Annotated in this window: 13 protein-coding genes and 1 pseudogene; 1 reads left to right on the forward strand and 13 read right to left on the reverse strand. The window is 48.0% G+C overall.

What is annotated here, in order from left to right:
- Positions 1-103: 103 nt before the first annotated feature.
- The 5 genes from DBZ16_RS07880 to DBZ16_RS07900 all read right to left on the reverse strand — a co-directional run bounded on the left by DBZ16_RS07880 (position 104) and on the right by DBZ16_RS07900 (position 6,436).
- Positions 104-1,768 carry a UvrD-helicase domain-containing protein gene (locus DBZ16_RS07880; protein WP_107813578.1) on the reverse strand — a complete coding sequence of 555 codons (1,665 nt, stop codon included), beginning with the start codon at positions 1,766-1,768 and terminating at the stop codon, positions 104-106.
- The gene (locus tag DBZ16_RS07885; protein WP_107813579.1) at positions 1,765-3,693 is read right to left on the reverse strand and encodes an ATP-dependent nuclease; all 1,929 of its coding nucleotides are present in this window, start codon (positions 3,691-3,693) and stop codon (positions 1,765-1,767) included. Before DBZ16_RS07885 ends, DBZ16_RS07880 begins: the two co-directional genes overlap by 4 nt.
- A gap of 164 nt (positions 3,694-3,857) precedes the next feature.
- On the reverse strand, positions 3,858-4,838 hold the full coding sequence (locus DBZ16_RS07890) for an alpha/beta hydrolase-fold protein (RefSeq protein ID WP_107813580.1): 981 nt from the start codon (positions 4,836-4,838) through the stop codon (positions 3,858-3,860).
- A gap of 30 nt (positions 4,839-4,868) precedes the next feature.
- On the reverse strand, positions 4,869-5,315 hold the full coding sequence (locus DBZ16_RS07895; protein ID WP_107813581.1) for a tetratricopeptide repeat protein: 447 nt from the start codon (positions 5,313-5,315) through the stop codon (positions 4,869-4,871).
- Positions 5,316-5,449: 134 nt separating this feature from the next.
- Complete coding sequence (locus DBZ16_RS07900; RefSeq protein ID WP_107813582.1) at positions 5,450-6,436, reverse strand: GlxA family transcriptional regulator; 987 nt, start codon at positions 6,434-6,436, stop codon at positions 5,450-5,452.
- A 223-nt stretch (positions 6,437-6,659) separates the two neighbouring features.
- Here DBZ16_RS07900 and DBZ16_RS07905 point away from each other — a divergent pair, with 223 nt between their 5' ends.
- Positions 6,660-7,385, forward strand: coding sequence for an MBL fold metallo-hydrolase (locus DBZ16_RS07905; RefSeq protein ID WP_240600303.1), 726 nt, complete (start codon positions 6,660-6,662; stop codon positions 7,383-7,385).
- 133 nt (positions 7,386-7,518) lie between these two features.
- Here the strand turns inward: DBZ16_RS07905 and DBZ16_RS07910 are convergent.
- From DBZ16_RS07910 to tgt, 8 genes and pseudogenes are all read right to left on the reverse strand, one after another.
- Positions 7,519-8,208: pseudogene (locus DBZ16_RS07910) on the reverse strand (dicarboxylate transporter/tellurite-resistance protein TehA); the annotation flags it as partial.
- A gap of 504 nt (positions 8,209-8,712) precedes the next feature.
- On the reverse strand, positions 8,713-8,961 hold the full coding sequence (locus DBZ16_RS07920) for a CsbD family protein (protein ID WP_107813583.1): 249 nt from the start codon (positions 8,959-8,961) through the stop codon (positions 8,713-8,715).
- Between the two features lie 128 nt (positions 8,962-9,089).
- Positions 9,090-10,619, reverse strand: coding sequence for an ABC transporter permease/substrate-binding protein (locus tag DBZ16_RS07925; RefSeq protein ID WP_107813584.1), 1,530 nt, complete (start codon positions 10,617-10,619; stop codon positions 9,090-9,092).
- Positions 10,620-10,731: 112 nt separating this feature from the next.
- Positions 10,732-12,450 carry an arginine--tRNA ligase gene (gene argS, locus DBZ16_RS07930; RefSeq protein ID WP_107813585.1) on the reverse strand — a complete coding sequence of 573 codons (1,719 nt, stop codon included), beginning with the start codon at positions 12,448-12,450 and terminating at the stop codon, positions 10,732-10,734.
- Between the two features lie 164 nt (positions 12,451-12,614).
- The gene (locus DBZ16_RS07935) at positions 12,615-13,145 is read right to left on the reverse strand and encodes a cold-shock protein (RefSeq protein ID WP_107813586.1); all 531 of its coding nucleotides are present in this window, start codon (positions 13,143-13,145) and stop codon (positions 12,615-12,617) included.
- Between the two features lie 174 nt (positions 13,146-13,319).
- Positions 13,320-14,057 (reverse strand): toxin-antitoxin system YwqK family antitoxin, encoded by a 738-nt coding sequence (locus DBZ16_RS07940; RefSeq protein ID WP_107813587.1) that lies wholly within the window; start codon positions 14,055-14,057, stop codon positions 13,320-13,322.
- Positions 14,058-14,406: 349 nt separating this feature from the next.
- On the reverse strand, positions 14,407-15,306 hold the full coding sequence (prmB, locus tag DBZ16_RS07945; RefSeq protein ID WP_107813588.1) for a 50S ribosomal protein L3 N(5)-glutamine methyltransferase: 900 nt from the start codon (positions 15,304-15,306) through the stop codon (positions 14,407-14,409).
- A gap of 115 nt (positions 15,307-15,421) precedes the next feature.
- Complete coding sequence (gene tgt / locus DBZ16_RS07950; RefSeq protein ID WP_107813589.1) at positions 15,422-16,537, reverse strand: tRNA guanosine(34) transglycosylase Tgt; 1,116 nt, start codon at positions 16,535-16,537, stop codon at positions 15,422-15,424.
- Positions 16,538-16,729 lie beyond the last annotated feature (192 nt).

Here is a 16,729-nt window from a genome sequence, read left to right on the forward strand (position 1 = left end):
AAGGTCGTCTGAAAATTCAGACGGCTTTTTCATTTAAAAGAGCGGTCAAATTTTGAAGTGTTTTGTAACTATTTCTACGCAACCTTTGGGTTTATTTAGAAAGCTATACGAAATATCCCCAATACTCAGCATGTTTATTTCTGCACGCCTTCCACTTCCACTCCTCTACGTCTTCTGGTTTTTGTCTTTCCTTGGAATAAGTTATTAACAATCTTTGCTTAGCGCGAGATACTCCCACAAAGAATGCACAACGTTCAGCATCTTTATCTCCCCAAAATGTTTCCTTTTCTACAGCCAACATAATCACAGAGTGAAATTCCAACCCCTTACTCTTATGGATAGTCATAATCCTAATTGCCTGATCATCTAAAAAGGATTTTAGCACTTTAATTAAATCAGACTCTTTTTCTAGTAATTCTTGAATTTTTGTTATTGTTAACTTTACAAGTTCCTTTAATCTAGATTTTGATTCATAGTCGGGAGATAGTGCGGTTATTGTTTCAATACTAAGTTGCATTAAAAAAGAGCATATAACTTGTCTCCAGCAAGCAAATCTTCTTGATGCACTTTCAGATTTTTTAATGATTTTCCTTTGATTAATAATAAAATCTTGAAGATAATGGTGTTTACTAAATTCTAATTCCTCGTCATCAACAAATGGTAGTATTTGCTCTTGTAATCGCAACCAGGATTGAGGCTCTCTATCTCCGTAAAAACAAAGAAGATAATCAATTATTAATCTTGTTATTGGTTCTGTTGATATATCCTGTAATTGCTGTTCATTACGATAGGGAATATTTTTTTCTTCAAGATTTTTCATAATAACTGCAGCATATGATTCAGCTTGTTTAGATACCAATATTGCAATTTCATGTAATGGGATTTTTTCATTGGATATCCATTCGCTAATACGTTCTACTATGCTTTTAGCCTCCTCAATATCATTTTCAAATTCACAAAGTAAAATTTCTCCTTCATCGCCTCTCAATAACTCCTCAGGCATAACAGAATTAGGATCCAGATTTTGAATAATTCTGTTTTGTAACCTTAATAGGCGAGGTTTAGATCTAAAATTACGATACATATTTAATGGTTCAGCTGAAAAATCTTGAGCAAATGTTTCAAAAACTCCTTCCAATGCACCAGCCCAGCCCATAATTTTTTGCTTTGTATCTCCTACAGCGGTTAATCTGGCTGAAGTTCCCTGAAAAGCTAGCTTAATTAATTCGTATTGAAGGTTAGTACAATCTTGGAATTCGTCTAAAAATACATCTGAATAAGTTTGACGTATAACGTTTCTTGCTATGCTTGAATTTTTTAAAATTTCAATAGCCAAAGGAACAAGATCATTAAATGTAATTTGTATTCCTGTAATTTTTCTATCACCAATAGAATCAATAGAATAATTTTCCGACAAGGCGTCATCGCCGGTTAATACTATTCTAAATCTATCAATAATCCGTTTAGCGAATGCATGAAAAGTATAACTATCAAAACGAGAAGCTAATTCAGAACCACATCTGCGTTTAACACGCTCTTTTAAATTCGTGCTTGCATCTACTTTAGAAGAAATTGCAAGAATTCGCTTTGGATAACGGCACGTACCTGTACGAAAAAGAAAATCAGCTCTTTGAGCCAGCATTTCAGTTTTTCCCGCACCGGGACCAGCGGTCAATGCTAAGCATTTTTCTTGCTCTTTTGCAGCGTTCATCGCATTAGGTTCTAGCGTTAATCCATCTGCAGGTATCCATTGTTCAGCTGAAATCATTCCGGAATCTCCGATAATTTAGTTTTCACAGCTTCCGCCAAACGAGAAAGAGATTCTGGCATGTTATTTAATAATTCTTCATCAGTTAAATTAGCAAGTGCCTGAATATGATTTACCGGCTTACTACCTAATTTAAATAATTTATGATAGCTAGAAAAAAGTTTTCTTTCTTCTTCAGTATATTGTTCAGGAGCGTGATGTTTTTTACCTAAAACAGATTTAATAAGATCTTGGTCTGGTAATGTATCTATGTCTGTTATTTCAAATTTATTAGGAAATGCTTTTAACATTGCAAAATCGAGATCCATTGGTTCAGAAAAGAAAATATTATAACTTTCCAACGCAGAAAAAATATCAGCTGATTGTCCATTGATATCAGTGTATGAGTGACTTTCTCTAATTAAACAATTGCTGTCATTCCAATTTGGTATGGTATTATTCTCGTCTAAAAAAGCACTATTTCTATAATATTCTAATTGTTTATTCACATATTTAATTCTTCCCCATCCTCCACCAAATCTAGCCACATCAAGATCCAATAAAGTTATGTGAGGAATTTCTAATTGAGAGAGTAATCTCCAAAAATGATTAACATGTCGTCCACCAAGTGGAGCAATCGTAATAGCGGATGAATCAACAGGAACCCCTTTAGCACTTAAAATTCGAGGCAATACAATTTCTTCACTATCTCCTTCGCCTAATACAACTAAACGTGAAAAATAAATTTCAGGGAATGCCTGAATTGCTTCTCGAACAAATTTATGTGCATCATCTGATTTATCTGGTAAACAAATCATTCTAATCATTGTTGTTCTCAAGCCATTTAAGCGTAGATAACGAATATGCTCAGGGGAAACTCTGCGTAACATTGCAGGCGCATGAGTTGCAATGATAGCTTGAGCGTCATTATGCTGTGTCGTTTGTTTTAATGCTTCTATTACTCTCCCTAAATAATGAGGAGATAAACTATTTTCAGGTTCTTCTAACGCAATTAAGGTGAAGATAGGGGGGCGTAATTTTTCAATATCAAAAGAGTTATCTTCACTATTTCTAACAGAATGGTAAATTGACTGTGAGGTTAAAACTAATGATAGGTATAACATAGATTTTTGCCCATCACTTAAGCGAGAAAAATCGACAATCTCCTCATCATGACCAGGTGTAAATGAAACAGACATGTGGCGCAAGATATTTTCAATTTCAGAATGAGCAAAAGAAATTTTAGGCTCTTTAAAATAGCTTCCTTTATGAACAATTTCCCAAGTTTTTTTCAAAGCGTCACTTATAGCTTGAACAGATGTGTTATTTTCAAGACACGAGTTTATTTGTTCTGTTAGCGTTCGCACACTTTCTGACTCATTTTCCCAATTTACTGCCCGTAATAGTCGACCTAATAAAGCATTTGTATTATAGGCTATATGATCTGATGGGTTTCTTTGAGCAGGTAGATAATGTAGCTGGATAAGGCTTCTATCAGCTCTAGAAACTGATTTTGTTGTTTTTCCATCCTGAGTTAAAACATATTCAAATTTTTCTTCAATTTCTCCAATAAAATCCATTGTTGCTGTCAAACGAAAACGTACACGGGGCAAACCAGTTACCCCATCTAACCTCATATGACTAAAGAAAGGAGCTACTGTCGAATTATCGCCAGCATCTGCTGTTTCAGGAAAAATAAAATCAGCTTCAATACATAGCGTTCTTTGATCTGGGGGAGAAGATTCATTCTGAGGAATATGGAAATCAGTTCGCTTAACTCGACGCAAAGATGGATCAAAAGCAAATAATCTACATAGTGCTTGTAAAACAGCCGTCTTTCCTGAGCCATTTGGACCAATTAGGTAGGTGATTTCTTCTAATGTAAATTTTGTTGGCTTCTCACCAAAACTTTGGAAATTGGTAATTTTTATCGAATGTAGTTTCATATTGTCACCTTTATTTTTAAATATTTATTGATAGTTTATTCTAGATTTGTTTTAGTGCCAATCTACGTCACCTCCTTAATTTTTGAAGGCAAGTGTAGGTAGCTTTTTGGGGTTTCAGACGACCTCAAAAGCAGCCTGCACTTGGTTTCTGCAAATTGTGCTGCTTACTTTCCGCGCCGCTGCTGCATCAGCCAATCGCGGGCGGGTTCGAGCAAATAGGCGTAGTCAAACGAATACATATGCTCCGCGCCTTTGTGGGTGCTGTTTTCTGGAATCACCGTATTCGGCGTGAAGCGGATGAAGTTGATGCGTTTGCCTTGGGCGAGCATTTGTTGGACTTTCGCGTCTTGTTCCGCCTGTGGCAGTTTGGCGGAAAACTCGGTTTCGGCGTAGGCGACTTTGTTTTGTTGCAGCATTTCGCCGACTTGCGCCATGCCTGCCGATGCTTTTTGGTCGGCGGCGGAAACGGTGTAGATGAATTTCGCCCGCATTAATGGTTTCAACACGTTGATGTCCCATTGGCTGCCGACGAACATGGAAGCGGCGAAGAAATTCGGCTCGATGCTGTTGAGATAAAAGGAAATCATGCCGCCCATGGATTGGCCTGTGGTGTAAACGCGGTCAGGGTCGATCGGTTTTTTGGTCATCAGGCTTTTGACGAGGCGCAGGGTCATGCCGACTTCGTCTGAGGTTTGCCATTGGTCATTGACCGCCGTTTCGGTGTAGGACGGCACGAGGACGAAGGCGGGGTGTTTCGCCTGCGCTTCGTCGGTTGCCCAAATGATTCCGCCGTAGCCCTGCATCAGCGGGGCTTTCACGCCTTTGCCTGCGGTGCTGGCGTCGGCAATGAACATCACCAGCGGGTATTGGCGGCCGGGTTCGAGATTTTTCGGCGTGTACAGGTTGTACTGCATTTCTTTGCCCGTTTGCGGGTCTTTGAAGGTCAGCACTTCAAAACGCGGGGCGATTTGCTCGCGCAGGGCGAGCAGGCGGCCGTCGTAGGATTTGTCCGCGCCGCCGTATTGTTTGTCCCAAGCGGGATTTTGCGCGCTTTGGGCGGCGGGGCTGTTTTCAGCGGTGTTTTGCGTGGCGGTGCAGGCTGCCAGCAGCAGGCCGGCGGCGATGAAGGAGATGGTCTTTTTCATGGAAACTCCTTGAAAGATTGAGGGAAACGGTTAATTTGTTTTTACGCCCAAGCGGTTCAGCGCATCAATGGCGGGCTGAGAAACATGGTCGCCGCGTGCGACGGATTTCTGATACCAGCGCACGGCTTGGGTCATGTCTTTTTCTGTACCAACGCTGTTTTCGTAACAATAGCCCAACCAGTATTGCCCCGTGATGTCGCCCGCTTCGGCAGCCTGCGTGAAGTAGGCAAAGGCGGTTTGCGCATTTTTGGCGACGCCTTCGCCGTTCAGATACATCAAGCCCAGATAGCGCGGCGCTTTCATATGCCCTGCCTGCTGCGCCTGCTCAAAATAGCGTTTGGCGTGTCGGTAATCGTGCTTCTGATACAGGGCGATGCCTTCGTCCAGCAGGGCTTTCGCTTGCTCATCATGTTGCGGAACGGAGGAGCAGGCGGCAAGAAGGGCGGAGATGGTAAGCGCGGATAGTTTGGATTTCATGGGCGTTTCTTTAAAAGTGGGGGAAAGGGTAGTTTAGGAATATCATGCGGTTACAGCAAGTGGCAAGTGCAGGCTGCTTTCAGACGACCTCCAAAGCAGCCTGCACTCAGGTGTTTTGGATTGACTAACGCGAGCTATCTGCCAAATACTTTCCGCCAAGCATTCGGATTGATTTTAAACTTGGCTTTGAACTGCAAACGTAGGTTTGACGCGCTGCCGAAGCCGCTTTGTTCGGCGATGCGTTCTATCGGCAAATCCGTATTTTCCAACAAATCCTGTACCTGCCATAGCCGCTCTGTGGTGAGCCACTCACCAAAATTCATGCCTGTGGCTTGAGAAAAATGGCGGATAAAGGTTCGGCGGGAAACGGCTAATTTTTTTGCCAAATCGTCCAAGCGGTATGGGGTCGCAAGGTTTTGGCGCAGTTCGTCCAATAAGTGATTGATTTTGTCATCGGCGGTACGGTGTTCGACAGGTCGGTGGATAAACTGTGCTTGCCCGCCTTCGCGGTGTGGTGCCGCAACCAAGGTACGGGCAAGGTCGTTGGCAACGGTTGCACCGTGGATTTTGCGGATGAGGTACAGGCAGCAATCCAGCCCGCCTGCCGCACCTGCCGATGTTAAAAAGTTGCCGTCTTCCGCATATAGGCGGTTGGTATCCAGATGAATTTTAGGGAAACGGCGGACAAAGTCGTCTTCGGCAAGCCAGTGGGTGGCGGCGGTTCTGCCGTCTAAAAGTCCTGTGTAGGCAAGGGCGTAAGTGCCGTAACATAGGGCGGTGATATGCGCACCACGTTGTACTGCTTTCTGTAAATGTGCGCTCAACTCAGGTGTCGGGGCTTCTTCAATATTGCGCCAGCCTGCGATGACGATGATGTCGGCTTCTTCCGTCAAATCCAAGCCGCCGTGTACGGGAATGCTTGCGCCCAGTGCCGTGATGACGTCTTTGCTGTCATCGGAACAGATTTTCAGGTCAAAGAGCGGATGGTTCCGATAGGTCGTCTGAAAAACAGAAAAGGGAATATTGAAGACAAAATCATTCATGCCCGATTGAGCATATAGCACGATTTTGGGGGCAGTTTGATTTTGGCGAAACTCGTTACGCTCGTTTTCAGACGACATTTTGGCACTATCCTTGCGTTTGTTGGCAATATTGCCTATTTTAGCCGATACACCTGCTGCTTAAAATACGCTCCATGATTTTTTAAGGAGCAACATCATGAAATCCAAGCAATTTATTCTTGCCACTGTTTTAGGTGCGACAGCCTTTTCCGCTTGGGCAGACGATTCATACCAACATATCCGTAACGCTACCGCCAAAGTCGAATATGCGGGGTAGACGTTTTTGATTGACCCGTTTTTCGCCCCCAAGCATTCCATGAACGGCTTTGCCGGCACGTTCAATAACCAAGCCAAAATGCCGCTGGTCGGGCTACCGATGAGCGTGAATAAAATTTTGGACGGTGTGGATGCAGTTATCGTTACCCATACTCACGAAGACCATTGGGACGAAACTGCCGCACGTTCCATTCCGAAAAACCTGCCCGTATATGTGCAGCACCAATCCGACGCGGCAAAAATCCGCAGCCAAGGCTTTACTGATGTACGCGTGTTGAACGGCAGCACTGTCTTCAACGGCGTAACCATCAGCAAAACCGGCGGCGTACACGGTACAGAAGCCATGTATGCCAACCCGCAGCTAGCCGAAATCTTAGGTGATGCAATGGGTGTGGTATTCCAAAGCAGCGGACATAAAACCGCTTATATTATGGGTGATACTGTGTGGACGGCAGATGTAAACAAAGCATTGAATCGCTACAAACCCGATTATCTGATTATGAACACGGGCTACGCGCTGATTTCAGGCATTTCAGACGGCATTATTATGGGGACGGCTGATGTATTAAAAGCCAGCCAAGTCATGCCTAAAGCCAAAATCATCACCGTACACATGGATACCGTGAATCATACCGCCGTCAGCCGCGCCGATATGCGTAAATTTATACGCGGTCAACGCATTGAAAGCCGTGTGAACGTTCCGGAAGACGGAGAAATCGTGAAGCTGGATTGATAAACGGCTCATTATCCTAAAGCAGCCTGCACATTGTTTTTTTAAGTGCAGGCTACTTTTTGGGCTTTCAGACGACCTAAAACCATGTACTTATCCATGTTCGTTTTATAACGCCTTTAAGCCGCTTGATTTTTCATTTCACCAACAACCGTCCCTGTCTCGCCAAATTCAAAGTCGCAAGCAACAGCAACATCACCAAACCGGAGCCTGTGGTAGCGAGGAAATAGCCTAAAAACAGTAAACGCTGTTCGGCAATCAAATGGAAGCCGCAGCCTGTCATTGCCGCCAAACCGAACGAGAAACCCCAAAAGCTGGGGCTGAATCCTTTCTCCAGCATCCAAGGCAGAAGGCGCAACAGTAGCAGGAATTGCAGGCAGCCGTAGCCGATTAAGAGCAGCGCGAAGGCATCGATGTGTCCGCCCGATACGGCAAAATAAGCGCCGCAGCCGACAAAAGCGGGCGCAAGTTGAATGCCGACAATACCGCGCACAGGGGCGTTGACGGGTGTGCCGGTGCGCAAACGGCTCAATATGGCGGCTTCCAAGCTAAGCCATGAAAATAGCCCTGCGCCCAAAAACAGCCAAGCGTAATCCGACCAACCCAATGCCGCCATCGCGGTCGCGCTGACAAAATTGGTGGCAACGGTGGGCAGGTACACAATCGGCGTGGTGGCATCAAGGGTATGGACGCCGCGCCACAAGCCGCCTGCGCGGTACATGGCAAATGCCAACTGTCCCGACGTTCCCAGCAAAATCAACCCTTTTGCTAGTAGCGTTTGATAGGGTAAGGCTGCCAAACCTGCCAGCATCGTGGTAATCGGTACCTGTGCCGATGGAGACGTAGAGCGCGGTGCAGTCCTGCCGCCATTCCAGTTCGTCCATCAGGCTGCGCCGTGTTTCGTTGATGCTGTTGCCGTATCTGAGGCGGGCTATACAGCGTTCGCCGAAATCGTACCAACGGGCAAGGCGGTTGTACATGTTCATGTATTTGGCGTTGTCGCCCGTTACGCCATCGGAATCGAGGCACAACAAGATGCCGTCTTGTTCGGGCGGAAGCGGGTTTTGCAGGGCGGGTTTGAGCTTTTGGATGAGTTTGGCGGAAGGCATGGGGCTTCTCCTGTCGATGATTGAACTATGCGTATCTCGAGTCGGGATTCGGCAAAACCGTTAAAGCATTGGATTCATCTATCCAACTTATCCGGCGGGGTCGTCTGAAAGTTTGATTGGATGGGGAACAGGCGATTTTGGGTGGCTGCGCTGCCTGAAATAAAGGCCGTCTGAAATCGTGTTTCAAACGGCCTTTTGACATAGTCTAAGACAAGGATGGATTAGAACTTGCTTTTGATGTCGTCAATCAGGTTCTCGGCTTTTTCTTTTGCTTCGCTAACCAGATGTTCTGCTTCTTCTTTGCCTTTTTTCAATACGTCGCTTGCTTTTTCCTCAATGTCGGCGGCAACTTCTTTGACTTTGCCGATGCCTTGTTGGATCACGCCTTCTGTTTGGAGTTTGGGATCGTCTAAGAGTTCTCCGGCTTTCTCTTTTACATTACCGCTGATTTGGTCTAATTTACCGCTCATGGCTTATTTCCTTGATGTTTATGTTGATCGAGAACCCACTATAATCTAATTGATGACTTGTTGCAACTTGGAGGTCGTCTGAAAACCTGCTTCAATAAAATGAAAACCGTTTTTTCAGACGACCTAAATCATTTGCCCTTATCGTTAATCAAACTGTTTTTCTGCAAATAATCCCGCGCTACGTCCGCCGGTTTTTCTCCGCCTACTTTCACGCGGTAGTTCATTTCAGTCATTTCGGCTTCGCTGATTTTGCCTGCCAGCTTGTTCAATGCGTTCACGATGTCGGGATGCTGTTCGGCAAACTCGGTTTTCATTAGCGGCGCGCCTTGGTAGGAGGGGAAAAGGGCGATGTCGTCTGAAAGGACGGCGAGGCGGTATTGTTTGAGGTCGCTGTCGGTGGAATAGGCTTCAACGAGGTCGATTTTGCCGTTTAGCAGGGCGGTGTAGCGCAGGGCGGGTTCGAGCGTCGAGAGGCGGCTAAACTGTATGCCGTGTTGTTGCAGGCCTTTGTAGCCGTCGGCGCGGTCGGTAAATTCGAGAGTAAAGCCGGCGCGGATTTGGTTTTGCACGCGTTTGAGATCGGAGATTTTGTGCAGGTTGTGCGCGGCGGCGTAGTCTTGGCTGACGGCGAGGGCGTAGGTGTTTTGGTATGCCATCGGCGGCAGAAAGGTCAGCCGGTGTTGTCGGGCGAGCAGGTCTTTGGCGGTTTGGTAGGTCTGTTCGGGTGAAAGGCGGCGGTTTTGCTGTTCGGCAGGGATTTTGACCAGACTTTCGAGGACGGTGCCGGTAAATTCGGGGTAGATGTCGATTTCGCCGCTGTTTAAGGCGTTGAACAGGAATGAAGTTTTGCCGAAATTGGGTTTGAGCGCCACCTGCGCGCGCGGATTATTTTCTTCAATCAACTGTTTGTACATATTGATGAGGATGTCGGGTTCGCTGCCGAGCTTGCCTGCGATGGTGATTTTTTGTGCGGATGGGTTCGTTTGAAAAATCGGTGCCAAACCAATGGCGATAAGGATGGCAAGCAGGGCGGTGGTAATCGGCATTTTATGTTTCGACTTTTGCAGTATGCCGATGCCGCCGCTGACCAGTACGGCGAGCAGGGCGGATAGCAGCGCGCCGGTAAACGTCATCGCCATGTTGTTGCGGTCGATGCCGAGTAAAATCAGGTTGCCCAAGCCGCCCGCGCCGATAAGCGCGGCGAGTGTTGCCGTGCCGATAATCAATACGGACGCGGTGCGGATGCCGGAAATCATGGCGGGCAGCGCCATCGGCAATTCAATACGCCACAACGCCTGCCAACGGGACAAGCCGAACGCGGTGTGCGCTTCTTTGATGGCGGGATCTATTTGGCTCAAACCGAGATAGGTGTTCTGAAAAATCGGCAACAAGGCATAGAGCGTCAGCGCAATCAAAACCGGCGGCGAACCGATGCCGACAAAGGGAATCAGCAAACCAAGCAGCGCGAGGGACGGAATGGTTTGCAGGATATTGGTTACCTGCAAAACGCCTTCCGCCCAACGCCGTTTGTCTGCCAGCCATACGGCGAGCGGCACGGCAAGCGCGACGGCGCAAAGCAGGGCAATCAGGGAAAGGCGGAGGTGTTCAAGCGTCGCCTGCCACAGTTCGGCTGGCGGGACGGGAAGAAAATCAGGCATAAAGAATTGTCGGAATTGAAAATATTTCCGACAGTATAGCGTAAGGGGCAAAGAAGATAAAAAGGTCGTCTGAAAATCCGTTTTCAGACGACTTTTGCTTATGGGGAATGCCTTACATCACATCCAACACATCAATGCCCAGCAAACCCAAGCCTTGTCTCAGCGTGTCGCCGGTGAGCTTCGCCAGTTGCAGGCGGCTGTTGCGGGTTGCACCTTCGGCTTTGAGTATCGGGCAGGCTTCGTAGAAGCGGCTGAACAGGGTGGCGGTTTGGTAGAGGTAGGCAGCGAGGTAGTGCGGATATGCCGTGTCCGCCACGCTTTGCAGCACATCTTCAAATTTCAGAAGCTCGGCGGCAAGCTGTTTTTCCAGCGGTTCGGTCAAAATGGTTGGCGCGGTTGCATCCCATTCGCCGGCTTTGCGGAACACGCTTTGCACGCGGGTGTAGGCGTATTGCAGGTAGGGGGCGGTGTTGCCTTCAAACGAGAGCATGGCGTCCCAGTCGAACACATAATCGCTGGTGCGGTTTTTGCTCAAGTCGGCGTATTTGACCGCGCCGATGCCGACGGTTTTGCCGATTTTTGCGGCTTCGTCCGCGCCCAATTCGGGATTTTTTTCTTTCACCAAAGCAGTGGCGCGCTCGACGGCTTCGGTCAGCAGGTCAACCAATTTTACGGTGTCGCCGCTGCGCGTTTTGAACGGTTTGCCGTCTTTGCCCATCATGGTGCCGAAGCCGATAAACTCGGCTTTTGCATCTTCAGGCAGATAGCCTGCTTTGCGGGAAGTGGTGAAAAGTTGTTCGAAGTGCAGGGCTTGGCGGTGGTCGACGACGTACAGCAGGCGGTCGGCTTTCAGACGGCCTATGCGGTAGCGCAGGCATGCCAAATCGGTGGAGGCGTAGAGGAAGCCGCCGCCTTGTTTTTGCACGATAAATGCGGCGGGTTCGCCTTCTTTGTTTTTGAACTCGTCCAAGAACACAACTTTCGCGCCGTCGTCTTCGACCGCCAGACCTTTTTGAACCAAATCATCGACCACGGGCTGCAGATCGTCGTTGTACTTCGATTCGCCCGCCACATCTTCGGGGCGCAGCTTCAAGCCCAGCGTGTCGTAAACGGCTTGGGCGTGCGAGAGCGAAATATCGACAAACTGTTTCCACAACGCCAACACGGTTTCATCGCCGCCTTGCAGCTTCACAACGTATTCACGCGCGGTGTCGGCAAAGGCGGGGTCTTCGTCAAAGCGCACTTTGGCGGCTCGGTAAAACTGCTCCAAATCCGCCAGTTCAAACGCGGCATTGTCTTTTTGCTGCTCGACCAAATAGGCGACCAACATGCCGAACTGCGTACCCCAGTCGCCGACGTGGTTTTGGCGGATGACGGTGTTGCCCATAAATTCCAACACGCGCGAAATGCTGTCGCCGATGATGCTGGAACGCAGATGGCCGACGTGCATTTCCTTTGCCAGATTGGGCGAGGAATAGTCGATGACGACGGTTTGCGGTTTGTCGGTTTTTGCTATGCCGAAACGCGCGTCGTTCAAGGCTGTCTGAATGTTTTGGGCGAGAAATTCGGGGCGCAGGCGCAGGTTGATAAAGCCGGGGCCAGCGACTTCCGCGCTTTCAATCACGGCGTTGCCCGCCAATGCTTCGGCCACCTTTTGCGCCAACTCGCGCGGATTTTGTTTGGCTTTTTTCGCCGCACCCATCACGCCGTTGATTTGGAAATCGCCGTGTTCGGCGTTTTTAGTCGGCTGCAAGACAACGGGGCTGTCGGTGATGCCTGCGACGGCAAAGGCGGCGGCGGCTTCGCGTTCGACGGTTTGATGTAGGTTCATGAAGTTCGGTCTCTCGGTTAAATTTAAATAGGCGGTATTTTAAAAGAATTTGGGGTGTTGAAACAGGGCTAAGGTGAAAGGTCGTCTGAAAACCTTAGATTCGGGTTTTCAGACGACCTTTTATATGAAGTTGGTTCTGCTCGGCTTTGATGGTTGCGAAGCCATTATTTTGTTTCTTTGGAGGCGTTTTTGCGGGCTGCTTTGCTGTTTTCGAGTTTTGTTTGTTTTTGAGTCTTGCGGCCGTTTACTGCATCCAACCATGCCTTGCGTTCGGCATTCATCTTCGCTGAAACTTCTTCCACCATCGTCTCCGGCGGCATGGCAGCAGCTGCTTTCGCTTGTTGCTGGTATTTCTGCCAGTAATCGCAGCCAAACCATCCGCCGGCGGCAAGCAGGGCAATGATAGGGATAAGCAGCAAGAGTTTGGAGAAGGCTTTTTTATACGGCTCAGGTTCAGTGTCGAAAAAGTCGAATTCATCGACGCAATCAAGGGAGAAGCAGATATTTTCGGCTTCGTCGCGTCCGCGTCTGCCTTTGACGATGTCAAACGATACGCGCTGACCTTCGGCAGGCGGGCGCGTCAGTGTAGTAAAGGCGGAAAGTGGGGCGAATACTTCAGTTCCCATGCTTTCTTCGCGGATAGCCCCAAATTGGCGGTTGTCATTCCAGCGTGTAATCGTACCGTAATAGCGCATAGTTTTATGTAATTTGAATAGTTGTTGTTTGGGTTGTATTTTAAACGAAATCTGTAAAGGAGCAAGGGGGAGCTGTTGATATTTAAATGTAAATTCTGCGGCGTTGGGGATGGTCGGTTTCAGACGACCTTACTGTTTAAACAAAAAAAGGAAACGTATCGTTTCCCTTTTCTGTTAGTCAATCACATAACCTTCTTTGTCCCAGTTGGTTTTTTTCATCACTTGGTCGTTGGCGTAAACCGTCTCGGATTTTTTAGAACCGTCGTCATACCATTCTAAAACAACGCCGTTTCGTTTGCCGTTGGTAATGGTAATTTCAGAAAGGGCGCGGCCGTTTTCGTCCCAACTCGTGATTTCGGTCGGCTTGTCGTTGACCATGGTCATTTCGGTTTTCGGTGTGCCGTTGGGATACCATTGCTTCCAGTAGCCGTTTGCCTTGTCGTGTTTGAACTGGATTTCGCTTTCTTTCGTGCCGTTGCGGTAATAGCGCGAGCCGACGCCTTCGCTCAAGCCGTTCAGGTAAGGCATGACTGCTGATTTTTTACCGTTGGGATACCAGTTGGTCCATTCGCCGTTCGGTTTGCCGTTGCGGTAGCTGCCGACCATTTTCTTTTGTCCGTTGAAATGCCAGAGTGTCAAAGTACCGTTGTTGAGGACGGGAACGAAGGTTTTGATCTGCGCCGCCGGTATTTCATACGGGTCGGAATATTTTTTCATGGACGGATAGTAAAAGTCCTGCACTTGCGCTACGCCGGATTCGACGGTGTATTGGCGGACGTAAGCTACCGATGACATTGTGGCGGTAATTTTGCCGTTTTGATTGAAATAAACGGAGTGGGTTTGTGCCGAAGCTTGAAGCGACGCGCCAAGCAGGATGCAGGCGGTCAGGCTGTTTGTCCAAAAGTGGTTCATTGTCTGATTGTTCCGATGTGGCGGAGATGTAAATGATAGACCTTAGGTTTGGTTGTTAAGTCGATAATATTTGAATAAAGAATATTTCGGCTGTTATTCGTCATTATAATCCATCAGGTCATGCGGGTTAAATATAATATTTTTATGAATGCTTATTAAAATACAGACAACAAATATAGAAAATGGTTCCGATTGGAATATTGAATTTGTGTGCAGGGAGGTCGTCTGAAAACAGATAAAACGGATATGTTCAACGTTAATGACTATTATTTGGTGTTGAACGTAATGATGAAAATACGGCCGAAACCTATATGCAGAAGGTTTCGGCCGTATAAAAATCAGCAATCGATTATTCCAATCCCAGCAATTGTTCGCGGGTCAGCAAGAATACAAATCCGTCGCCGCCGCTGGTTTCCAGCCAAGTAAACGGCAATTCGGGATAGGCGGCTTCCAATACGCCGCGGTTGTGTCCAATTTCGACCAACAGTACGCCTTTGGGATTCAGGTATTTGGCGGCGTGCAGTAGGATTTGACGGGTGGCGTCCAAACCATCTTCTCCGCTGCCCAAGGCGAGTTCGGGTTCGTGCAGGTATTCGTCGGGCAACATATCGACCGATTCGGCATCGACATAAGGCGGGTTGGAAACAATCAGGTCGTATGTACCTTCCAATCCTTCGAACAAATCGGTATGAATTAGGTTGATACGGTCTTCCAAGCCATAGTCTTCGATGTTGATGGCGGCCACTTCCAGCGCATCCAAACTCAAATCGACGGCGTCGATTTCAGCGGCAGGGTAGTGGTCTGCCATTTGGACGGCGAGGCAGCCGCTGCCGGTACACAAGTCCAATGCGCGGTGAACCAATTCGGGATGCTCTATCCAAGGGGTAAGGTTGTCGCCGAGCAGTTCGTAAATAAACGAACGCGGTACGATGACGCGTTCGTCAACATAAAAATCGAAATCGCCTTGCCATGCTTGATGGGTGAGGTAGGCGGCGGGGATGTGTTCGACTGCGCGGCGTTCCAGCACTGCCAATACTTCTTCTTTCTCGCTTTGCAGCAGCTTGGCGTCGAGGTAAGGCTCCAACGTGTCCAGCGGCAGGTTGAGGGTATGCAGGATCAGGTAGGCGGCTTCGTCGTGTGCGTTGTCCGAGCCATGCCCGAAAAACAAACCGGCATCGTTGAAACGGCTGACGGCGAAACGCAGGATGTCGCGGACGGTGGTCAATTCTTGGGCTGCTTGGGTAAACATATCGCACTTTCAATTAATGTAAATTAATGTTTGCATTATAACAGCAAGGTCGTCTGAAAACGGGGTTTACTTGAATATAACGTTTTCAGACGACCTCGATAAGCATAGTTAAATCTCAATCCACTCCGCGGGCGCGGTTTTCATGGAATTGCGCCTGCCAGTCGGCAAATTTTCCTTGCTCGATGGCTTCGCGCATTTCCGCCATGATGACTTGGTAGAAATGTAGGTTATGGATGGTGTTGAGTTGCGCGCCCAAGATTTCGCCGGTGCGGTGCAGGTGGTGCAGGTAGGCGCGGCTGAAGTTTTGGCAGGCGTAGCAGGTGCAGCTTTCGTCTATCGGACGCTTGTCGAGCTTGTGTTTGGCGTTTTTGATTTTCAAATCGCCGAAACGGGTGAACAGCCAGCCGTTGCGTGCATTGCGGGTCGGCATGACGCAGTCGAACATGTCCACGCCGTGTGCCACGCCGTACACCAAGTCTTCCGGTGTGCCGACGCCCATCAGGTAATGCGGTTTGTGTTCGGGCAACATCGGTCCGACGGCGCGCAGCATGCGGTACATTTCGGGTTTGGGTTCGCCGACAGACAGCCCGCCAATGGCAAGGCCGGGGAAGTCGAATTGTTCCAAGCCGCGCAGCGATTCTTCGCGCAAATCCTCATACATCGCGCCTTGCACGATGCCGAACAGGGCATTCGGGTTCTTCAAATCTTCAAAGGCTTTTTTGCTGCGTTCTGCCCAACGCAGGCTCATTTGCAGGGATTTTTGCGCCTGTTCGTGCGTTGCTTCGCCCGGTGTGCATTCGTCCAACTGCATCACAATGTCGGAGTTGAGTACGGTTTGGATTTTCATGGAGATTTCGGGCGAGAGGAAGAGTCTGTTGCCGTTAATCGGGCTTTGGAAGGTGCAACCTTCTTCGGTAAGTTTGCACATATCGGAGAGCGAGAAAACCTGAAAACCGCCCGAGTCGGTCAAGATGGGTTTGTTCCAGCCGATAAATTCGTGCAGACCGCCGAATTGTTCGATAACTTCCAAACCTGGGCGCAGCCACAAATGATAAGTGTTGCCCAAAATAATTTGTGCCTTGATGTCGTGCAGGTTTTGCGGATTCATCGCCTTAACCGAGCCGTAAGTGCCGACCGGCATAAATACGGGCGTTTCGATTTTGCCGTGGTTCAGTTCCAGCGTGCCACGTCGGGCATGACCGTCTTTTTTGTGTAAGGTAAACTTGAGCATAGGTTGTATCTATAATGTCGAAAACGGCGTGCGAAGCCGCCGTGCAGTCAAACGATTGAGGTAAAAAACGGGATTATAAAGGATTTTCATCGCAATAGCGGGGTTTGAATATTTCAGACGACCTTATTCGTCTCGAGATGTTCACTGTTGAAAATGTTTCAAAAAAATCACAATGTTCCGACAATGTCGTCT

Source organism: Neisseria sicca, assembly GCF_003044565.1.
GTDB lineage: Bacteria > Pseudomonadota > Gammaproteobacteria > Burkholderiales > Neisseriaceae > Neisseria > Neisseria sicca_A.